The 9,582-nt window shown below is 39.4% G+C and carries 8 protein-coding genes and 1 pseudogene; all 9 read left to right on the top strand.

Annotated elements, in window-relative coordinates; genetic code table 11:
• Positions 1-205: pseudogene (locus tag T498_RS17020) on the top strand (group II intron reverse transcriptase/maturase); the annotation flags it as partial.
• 170 nt (positions 206-375) lie between these two features.
• Positions 376-2,394 carry an ATP-dependent zinc metalloprotease FtsH gene (gene ftsH, locus T498_RS15415; RefSeq protein WP_081779737.1) on the top strand — a complete coding sequence of 673 codons (2,019 nt, stop codon included), beginning with the start codon at positions 376-378 and terminating at the stop codon, positions 2,392-2,394.
• Positions 2,395-2,399: 5 nt separating this feature from the next.
• Complete coding sequence (uvrC, locus tag T498_RS0109005; protein WP_028235631.1) at positions 2,400-4,271, top strand: excinuclease ABC subunit UvrC; 1,872 nt, start codon at positions 2,400-2,402, stop codon at positions 4,269-4,271.
• A 31-nt stretch (positions 4,272-4,302) separates the two neighbouring features.
• Entirely contained in the window at positions 4,303-5,232 is a 930-nt protein-coding gene (gene hprK / locus T498_RS0109000; protein WP_028235630.1) for an HPr(Ser) kinase/phosphatase, read from the top strand.
• 19 nt (positions 5,233-5,251) lie between these two features.
• Complete coding sequence (locus T498_RS0108995) at positions 5,252-6,649, top strand: aminopeptidase (protein WP_028235629.1); 1,398 nt, start codon at positions 5,252-5,254, stop codon at positions 6,647-6,649.
• Positions 6,642-7,568 carry a UDP-N-acetylmuramate dehydrogenase gene (gene murB / locus T498_RS0108990; RefSeq protein WP_036978242.1) on the top strand — a complete coding sequence of 309 codons (927 nt, stop codon included), beginning with the start codon at positions 6,642-6,644 and terminating at the stop codon, positions 7,566-7,568. The genes T498_RS0108995 and murB overlap by 8 nt, the downstream gene beginning before the upstream one ends.
• Positions 7,565-8,437 carry an RNase adapter RapZ gene (gene rapZ, locus T498_RS0108985; RefSeq protein WP_028235627.1) on the top strand — a complete coding sequence of 291 codons (873 nt, stop codon included), beginning with the start codon at positions 7,565-7,567 and terminating at the stop codon, positions 8,435-8,437. Before murB ends, rapZ begins: the two co-directional genes overlap by 4 nt.
• Complete coding sequence (gene whiA / locus T498_RS0108980) at positions 8,438-9,283, top strand: DNA-binding protein WhiA (RefSeq protein ID WP_028235626.1); 846 nt, start codon at positions 8,438-8,440, stop codon at positions 9,281-9,283.
• Positions 9,284-9,320: 37 nt separating this feature from the next.
• Positions 9,321-9,569: an HPr family phosphocarrier protein gene (locus tag T498_RS0108975; RefSeq protein WP_028235625.1), complete on the top strand. Its 249-nt coding sequence runs from the start codon at positions 9,321-9,323 to the stop codon at positions 9,567-9,569.
• Positions 9,570-9,582: the final 13 nt, after the last annotated feature.

Genomic DNA, 9,582 nt, shown 5'->3' with positions numbered 1-9,582 from the left:
GAAGAAGCCAAAAACTAAAGTACGCAATCTCATAAAGATGGGCGTGCCCAAGGACTTGGCGCTTTTGGCTGGTAACAGTCGGCGCGGACATTGGTTTACCACACATACAGTCGCAGTCAACATGGCAATGACAAAAGAAAGACTGATAAACAGTGGCTTCTATGATTTAGCCACAGCCTATCAGTCTGTGCACGTCAACTATTGAAAGCGCCGTATACCGAACGGTACGTACGGTGCCGTGAGAGGACGGCGGTTAGTCACCGCCTCCTACTCTATTACACACAATTAATACATATTAAAAATTTCTTAAAACCATTACTTTTTCGGCCATTTATGATAAATTATATATTGACATTAATATAATCGGAGGCAGATGTGAACGAAAATAAAAATGACCAGAATGGTGGAGATAAAAAGAATAATAAACAACCTTTTTACACGCTAGGAATTTTAGTGCTTATTGCTTTATTTTTTACTAGCATGATGTATAAAGGGGCGAGCTCAGGCTCTAATCAGGAGATAACCTATACCCAGTTCTTAAATTTAGTAGAAGAGGATAAGGTTGCAGAGGTTACCTTCAAGGAAGATGTAATTAATATCACTCTTAAAGAGGGCGAAGTATATAGCGAAGATGAAGAGGAGGCAGATAGACTTCAGCAGATATATGAAACTGCTGGACAGGTGCCTGAAACAAAGCTATATACAGCATACATCAGGGATGATGATTTACTTCCTCTATTAAAGGAACATAAGGTAGATATTGAAGGTACCATAGCAGATTCTACTGCAGCTATTATTTACAATATCCTTTCATTCATTCTTCCTTTAGTACTTCTGTGGATAGTGCTTGGTTTCCTTATGAAGCGTATGGGCGGCGGCCCTATGGGCGTTGGAAAATCAAATGCCAAGCTTTACAATATGGAAAAAGCTACAGGTATTACATTCAAGGACGTAGCAGGGCAGGATGAGGCGAAAGAATCAGTTCAGGAAATGGTAGATTTCCTACACAATCCTAAGAAATACACTGAAATCGGTGCAAAGCTTCCAAAGGGTGCTCTTTTAGTAGGCCCTCCTGGAACAGGTAAGACACTTCTTGCAAAGGCAGTAGCCGGTGAGGCAGGAGTTCCATTCTTCTCACTTGCAGGTTCTGATTTCGTAGAGATGTTTGTTGGTGTAGGTGCATCCCGTGTTCGTGATTTGTTTAAAGAGGCTCAGAAGGTAGCACCATGTATCGTATTCATCGATGAGATTGATGCCATTGGTAAGAGCCGTGATGCTCATTACGGTGGTGGAAACGACGAACGTGAGCAGACACTTAATCAGTTACTTTCTGAAATGGATGGATTTGATTCAAACAAGGGTCTTCTCATTTTAGCGGCTACAAATAGACCGGAAGTTCTTGATAAGGCTTTGCTTCGTCCAGGACGTTTCGATAGACGTATCATTGTAGATCGACCAGATCAAAAGGGCCGTCTTGAAATCCTTAAGGTTCATGCCAAGGACGTCAAGATGGATGAATCAGTAGATTTGGATGCAATGGCACTTGCATCAGTTGGTCTTGTGGGTTCTGACCTTGCTAATATTATTAACGAGGCAGCTATTCTTGCAGTTAAAGACAAGAGAAAATTTGTAAATCAAAAAGACTTATTCGAAGCCTTCGAGCTTGTTGCTGTAGGTGGCAAGGAGAAGAAGGATAGAGCCATGAGTGAGAAGGAACGTAAGATTGTTTCTTATCACGAAGTTGGACATGCGCTTGTGTCTGCACTTCAGAAGGATTCTGAACCTGTTCAAAAGATTACTATTGTTCCACGTACAATGGGAGCTCTTGGATACACACTTCAGACACCTGAAGAAGAAAAATTCCTTGAGACAAAGGATGAGCTTATTGCCAAAATCGTTACTTATATGGGTGGACGTGCAGCAGAAGATATTAAGTTTGGTTCATATACATCTGGAGCAGCAAACGATATCGAAAATGCTACTAAGATTGCCAGAGCAATGGTAACAAGATTTGGTATGTCAGAGAAGTTCGGAATGATGGGACTTGCTACTGTAGAAAGCCAGTATCTTGATGGTAGAGCGTCACTTATCTGTGGTGAAAATACAGCAGCCCAGATTGATGATGAAGTACTTAGCATGATTACAGATGCTTATGCAAAGGCAAAAGAGCTTCTTACAGAGAATATGGAAAGTCTTGATAAGATTTCTGATTATCTGTTTGAACATGAAACAATCACTGGTAAGGAATTCATGAAAATCTTTAGAGAGATTAAAGGTATTCCTGATCCAGATGAAAAGCAGGAAGAAGATAACAATGTCAATGAGCGTAAGAGTATCTTTGATGATGTTAACGATCCTAAGAACGTTGTAACAGACAGTATTTTTGACGAGTAAAATTTATGGTAACTGAAGAAGATCTTAGTAAACTCCCGGATCAACCGGGAGTTTATCTCATGCATGGGAAAAATGATGAGATAATATACGTAGGCAAAGCATTGTCTCTTAGACATAGGGTAAGGCAATACTTTCAGCCTAGCCATGACGAGGGGCTCAAGAAAAAACAGATGGTGGCCAATATAGATTATTTTGAATTTATAGTCACCGATTCTGAACTTGAGGCTCTTATTTTAGAATGTAATTTAATAAAGGAATATCGTCCAAAGTATAATACGATGCTTCGTGACGATAAGACCTATCCTTATATAGAGGTGACACTTACTGAAAGCTATCCGAGGGTTCTGTTTTCCAGACGAATGAAGAAAAACGGAAGCAAATTCTTTGGCCCATTTACATCTGCAGGAGCAGTGCATGACACAATTGATTTAGTTAGAAAGCTATACAAAATACGTACCTGTAATCAAAAGCTGCCAGAGAATTTCGGGAAGAACAGACCATGCCTCAACTATCATATTGGACAATGTCTGGGGCCATGTCAGGGAAATGTTCCTGTGGAAGAATATCGTAAAAACGTAGAGCGGGTAATCGATTTTTTGAATGGTGATTACTTTGACACAATAAAAGAATTGAAAGAAAAGATGCAGAAGGCATCTGAAGAATTAGATTTTGAGAAAGCAGCTTTGTATAGAGACCTGATTGAATCTGTAAAGGCGTGCGCAGGTCGTCAAAAGGCGACTCAGCTTGATGGAGAGGATAGAGATATTATTGCCATGGCAAAGGGCAGTGAAGATGCTGTGGTTCAGATATTCTTTATTCGCGGTGGAAAGATGATTGGTCGAGACCATTTCTTTATCAACGTGAGAGTCGACGACACTGATGAGGAACTGATAGAGTATTTTATCAAGGACTATTATACCGGCACACCTTTTATCCCAAGGGAAGTGTTTGTTCAGTTTGATTTATCTGAAGCTAACTTGATAGAGACCTGGCTTACAAACAAAAAGGGTTCAAGAGTATATCTTAAAACTCCTAAGGCTGGCGCCAAACATAAGCTTGTTGAGTTGGCTGCAAAGAATGCCCAGATGGTTTTAGATCAGGATAGAGAGAAAATCAAAAAAGAAGAAGGAAGAACTATTGGAGCAATGAAGGAAATTGCTGATATTCTTAATCTTCCGGGAGCAAGTAGAATGGAAGCCTATGATATTTCGAATATATCTGGTTTTCAGTCTGTTGGATCTATGGTTGTCTTTGAAAAGGGCAAGCCTAAGCGCTCAGATTACCGTAAATTCAAAATTAAAACAGTAGAGGGACCGAATGACTATGCATCTATGCACGAGGTGCTTAAAAGGCGTTTTTCACATGGCATAGAAGAGCTTGAAGAGAATGGTGGAGTAATTGAAGATAGCTTCACTAAATTCCCGGATATTATCATGATGGATGGTGGTAAGGGACAGGTTCACATTGCTGAGCAAGTTATAGCAGAGCTTGGGCTTCATATTCCAATCGCAGGTATGGTCAAGGATGATCATCATAGAACCAGAGGCTTGTACTATAAGGATCAGGAGCTTCCAATCGATACTCATTCAGAGGGATTTCAGCTTATCACAAGACTTCAGGATGAGGCTCACCGCTTTGCTATAGAATACCATAGAAGTCTTAGAAGCAAAGGACAGGTACACAGCTTCCTTGATGACATAAATGGTATAGGTCCAAAGCGAAGAAAAGCGTTAATGAAGAAATATGTTTCTGCTGAAAAAATGGCAGAGGCTTCCATAGAAGATTTGATGGACACAGAGTCCATGAGCAGGGAGGCTGCCGAGAATGTTTATAATTACTTTCACCCTGTTAATTCTTCTAAAAATGAGCTACAATAATCTGAGACTTTATTAGTATGGGGAGGTGCCTATGGCCAATAACAATTTTGTTACAGTATCCACAATTCAAGAGCGTTTTAATCTGGTTAATTATACTACTGAGCTCAATTTAGATGATGCTCATGTTACTGTTGCAGATGTCAACAGACCTGCATTACAGCTACATGGCTTCTATGAGCATTTTGAGCCTAGTAGAATTCAAGTAATAGGAAATGTTGAATCAGCATATCTATCTAAAAAGACTGATGCTGAAAAAGCAGAAAGCTTTTCAAAATTATTCTCTTACGAGATTCCTTGTGTAATTTTTTGTAGAGGTGAAAAACCAGCACAGGTTCTTATAGATGAAGCTACAAAAGCAAAGATACCAATTCTTGGAACAGATCGAAGCACATCCGAATTTATGGCTGCTTTAATCTTTTCTTTGAATATGGATTTCGCACCTTACACCACTATTCATGGTGTTTTGGTTGACGTATACGGCGAAGGCTTGCTTATCACAGGTGAGTCAGGAATAGGTAAGTCTGAGGCTGCTCTTGAGCTTATCCGAAGAGGCCACAGATTAGTATCAGATGATGTTGTCGAAATTCGTCGTCCAAACAGCGAGAGCCTATATGGTCGCGCTCCTTCAATCACACAGTATCTTATCGAGCTTAGAGGTATCGGCATCATTGATGTTAAATCTCTCTACGGTGTTGAGGCTGTTAAGGACGAGCAGAGAATCGATTTAGTTATTAAGCTTGAGGATTGGACAAAAGAAAAAGAATATGACCGTCTTGGTATGACCGATGAGTATATGAACATCCTCGGAATAGATGTTACATGTCATTCATTGCCAATCAGACCAGGTAGAAACCTCGCTATCATTTGCGAGACAGCTGCTGTTAACCATCGTCAAAAGAAGATGGGCTATAACGCTGCTGAGGAGCTTTATAGACGAGTTCAGGATAATATAAATAGTTAGACAGGAGATTTTTAGTATTATGGAACGTAAGAACGCATGGAGTAAATACACTTCAGAAAAGGATTTAAAGAAGGTTATGGCCTTTGGTGAGGAGTATAGACAGTTTCTTTCTGCTTGTAAAACAGAAAGAGAATGCGTTGCATTTTTTGTTGAAAAGGCAAAAGAAGCAGGTTATTTAGATCTTAATGATGTTATCGCTGAGGGCAAGACTCTTAAGGCTGGCGATAAGGTTTATGCCGTTAACAAAGGAAAGATGATGGCTGTTTTCAATATTGGAACAGAGAGCTTAGATGCAGGTCTTAACATCTTAGGCGCACATATTGACAGCCCAAGAATGGATTTAAAGCAGAATCCTCTTTACGAAGATTCAGATATAGCATTTCTTGATACTCATTACTATGGCGGTATTAAAAAATATCAGTGGGTTACAATACCACTTGCGCTTCATGGTGTAATCGTTAAAAAGACAGGTGAAGTTATTAACGTAAATGTCGGAGAGGATCCAGCAGATCCAGTATTTGGTATTTCCGATTTGCTTATCCATCTTGCAGCAGATCAAATGGATAAAAAGGGTGCTAAGGTTGTAGAAGGTGAAGACCTCAATGTCATTATTGGCAGCATCCCAGGATTTGATGAGGAAAACAAAAAAGAAAAGGACGCAGTTAAGAACAATGTTCTTAAGCTCATCAAGGAAAAGTACGAAATAGAGGAAGAAGATTTTATTTCAGCAGAAATAGAAGTTGTTCCTGCTGGTCCTGCTCGAGACTTCGGCTTCGACCGTTCTATGATTATCGGATATGGACATGATGATAGAGTATGTGCTTACCCTTCATTTATGGCCCTTTTAAATACTACAAAGAAGTTAAAGAAAACAGCGTGTGCACTTCTTGTAGATAAAGAAGAAATCGGATCTGTAGGTGCAACAGGAATGCAGTCTAGATTCTTCGAAAACACTTTAGCTGAACTTTACAATTGCATGGGAGAGTATTCTGAATTAAAACTTCGTAGAGCTCTTACAAATTCTAAAGTTTTATCATCTGATGTATCAGCTGGTTTTGATCCAAACTATGCATCTGTATTTGAAAAGAATAATTCAGCTTATCTTGGCAGAGGTCTTGTATTCAACAAGTACACCGGAGCAAGAGGAAAGAGCGGCTCTAATGACGCTTCCGCTGAATATGTTGGTGAAGTTAGAAATATTATGGATACAGATAATGTATTCTGGCAGACTGCAGAGCTTGGTAAAGTAGATCAGGGTGGCGGCGGAACAATCGCTTACATCATGGGCAACTACAATATGCAGGTTATTGATTCGGGCGTTGCTGTCCTTTCAATGCATGCTCCATCAGAGATTATCTCTAAGGTGGATTTATACGAAGCACTATTAGGATATGAGGCGTTTATAAAGTATGCTTAATGATAATTACAAAAAACTGGCAGAGGATTTGACTAGTCACTTTCCTCAGTCAACAATTCTTACAGAAGAACCAATGAAAAAGCACACAACCTTCAAGATAGGTGGTCCAGCAGATATTTTTGTTGACCCGGTATCTGAGGATGTTGCAGGTATCTTAAAGTTCCTTGGTGAAAGGAATGAAAAATACATAGTTATTGGTAATGGCAGTAACTTACTTGTATCTGATGATGGCATTGAAGGTGTTGTTGTTTCTATTGGTAAGAAATCAGCACAGATTTCAGTAGAAGATGATTATATAATTGCTTCTGCCGGAACACTGCTTTCACAAGTTGCAAATGCAGCAGCAGAGGCAAGCCTTACAGGACTTGAGTTTGCAGCTGGAATTCCTGGCACAATTGGCGGTGCAGTATATATGAATGCTGGCGCTTATGGTGGTGAAATCAAAGATGTGATAGAGTCTGTACAGATTCTTACACCTGATTATCAGATTAAGGAAGTGCTGGTTGCAGAGCTTGATTTATCATATCGTCATTCAGCTTTGATGGAAAATGGTGGATTGGTATTATCTGCTAAGCTACACCTATCAAAGGGAGATAAGGCTGCTATTAGGCAGATTATGGATGAAAACAGACAGAAACGTGTTGATAAACAGCCACTAAATTTCCCTAGTGCCGGTTCTACATTCAAAAGACCGGAAGGATATTTTGCAGGTAAGCTAATTGATGATGCTGGCCTGAGAGGATACGCTGTTGGCGGTGCTCAGGTTTCAGAAAAGCATTGTGGCTTTGTTGTAAATAAAGGAGATGCTACAGCATCAGACGTATTACAACTTATGAAGGATGTAGATGCAAAAGTATTTGATAAATTTGGAGTACATTTATCTCCAGAGGTTAGAATAATCGGGAGGAACATCAATTGAAGCTATTAATTCTCACAGGAATGTCGGGTGCAGGAAAAAGTACAGCATTTAAAATGCTGGAAGATATGGGTTATTACTGCATGGATAATTTGCCTATACAATTACTTAAGAGTGTAGTGGAATTAGCTGAAAACGGCACCTTCGACCAAAAAATTGTAGTTGGTATTGATGTGAGAAATGGCAGGGCTATGAAGCTTTTGCCGGATATTCTGCAAGAATTAGACAATGATTCGAAGCAATTTTCCATACTTTTCCTTGATGCAGAGGATGATGTTCTTATAAAAAGATACAAAGAAACAAGAAGAAACCATCCATTGTCTGGACGTGAGAGAATTGCTGCAGGAATTGTTCAAGAAAGAGAATCAATTGGCTTCCTTCGAGATGAAGCTGATTATGTAATCGATACAACACATTTGCTTACAAGAGAGCTAAAAGAAGAGCTTGAAAAAATATTTGTAGATGATGCAGACTATAAAAGTCTGTTTGTAACCATTGTTTCCTTCGGTTTTAAGTATGGGATTCCAGAGGATGCAGATTTGGTATTTGATGTCAGGTTTTTGCCGAATCCATACTATGATACAGAGTTACGCCCATTCACGGGTAACGACCAGCCTATCAAGGACTTCGTTCTTAAATATGATGAGGCTCAGGAGTTTTTAAGCAAGACAGTAGATCTTATAAAGTTTCTGATTCCTAATTATATTAAAGAAGGAAAGAATCAGCTGGTTATTGCTGTGGGATGTACAGGTGGCAAGCACAGAAGTGTGTGTCTTGCAGATGAAATATTCGAAGCATTAAATGGTGATGAGTCTTATGGACTTAAAATTGAGCATCGTGATATAGGTAAGGATGCTTTGAGAGGGAAATAATTGTCATTTTCAAAAAATGTAAAAGAAGAGCTTTTTTCTTTGATTCCTAAGAGCAGACATTGCATGGTTGCAGAGCTTGCAGGGATTTTTCTAATGCAGGGGTTGGATGAATTCAAAACCATTTCAGATGATGCATTAAGCAGAAAAGTCTTTACTTTATTAGATAAAACACTTAATATAGGAAAAGGTGTCACTTTACTATCAGTAGAGGACTATAAGGATATCAGGCAGATGTTAAAGCTGTCCGAAGGAGATACTCAGATAGATGATATAGTTCTACAGCAGACTTGCTGTAAACGTTCATTTATAAGAGGCGTGTTTTTAGCCGCAGGTTCTCTTTCTGACCCAAACAAAGGATATCACTTCGAAATCGTTTGTGCTACAAAAGAACAGGGTACACAGGTTGCCAAAGTTATGAATACTTTTGATGTAGGGGCTAAAATGGTCACTCGCAATGGCAAGTATGTAGTATATCTTAAAGAGGGAGCACAAATAGTAGAAATCCTTAGGGTTATGGAAGCAGCACATTCTGTCATGGAGCTTGAGAATATACGTGTTGTCAAAGAAGTTAGAGGCACTATCAATCGTAAGGTCAATTGCGAGACAGCTAATATTAGCAAGACTGTCAACACAGCAGTTCGTCAGATTGAAGACATCAAGCTCATAGATGAGAAGTTAGGGTTAGATAACCTTCCTGCTCAGCTGCAAGATATCGCACAAGTTAGGTTGGATTATCCTGATTTGCCACTTGGTTCTTTGGGGCAATACTTGGATCCGCCTTTAGGAAAATCTGGTGTTAATCACAGATTGAAAAAGCTGGCAAAGATAGCAGAGGAATTAAGATAAGCCAGCAATAGGTTTTTTAGTTATTCAGGAGGACGTCATGCAAAAAGAAGTTACTATTCAGATGTCAAATTCAATGGAGGCAACACCAATAGCACACCTAGTACAGCTCGCAAACCAGTTCGGAAGCTCAATCTATTTTGAGATGGACGAGAAGAAGGTTAATGCAAAGAGCATTATGGGGATGATGAGTTTGGTATTGTCATCAGGTTCTAAGGTTACTATTGATGCTATTGGAGATGATGAAGAAAAAGCAGTAGCTGAACTTTCAGATTTCCTTACAAAATAAAATATTAGAGGGA

The organism is Pseudobutyrivibrio sp. MD2005 (genome assembly GCF_000621865.1).
Lineage (GTDB): Bacteria > Bacillota > Clostridia > Lachnospirales > Lachnospiraceae > Pseudobutyrivibrio.
The sequence above is the reverse complement of the archived record's forward strand: the minus strand, read 5'-3'. Positions and strand labels throughout refer to the sequence as shown.

What these genes read in the sequence shown, in the direction of transcription:
- uvrC (WP_028235631.1), top strand. Translation starts at nt 2,400, where the DNA reads ATGGTAACTGAAGAAGATCTTAGTAAACTCCCGGATCAACCGGGAGTT.
- hprK (WP_028235630.1), top strand. Translation starts at nt 4,303, where the DNA reads ATGGCCAATAACAATTTTGTTACAGTATCCACAATTCAAGAGCGTTTT.
- T498_RS0108995 (WP_028235629.1), top strand. Translation starts at nt 5,252, where the DNA reads ATGGAACGTAAGAACGCATGGAGTAAATACACTTCAGAAAAGGATTTA.
- murB (WP_036978242.1), top strand. Translation starts at nt 6,642, where the DNA reads ATGCTTAATGATAATTACAAAAAACTGGCAGAGGATTTGACTAGTCAC.
- T498_RS0108975 (WP_028235625.1), top strand. Translation starts at nt 9,321, where the DNA reads ATGCAAAAAGAAGTTACTATTCAGATGTCAAATTCAATGGAGGCAACA.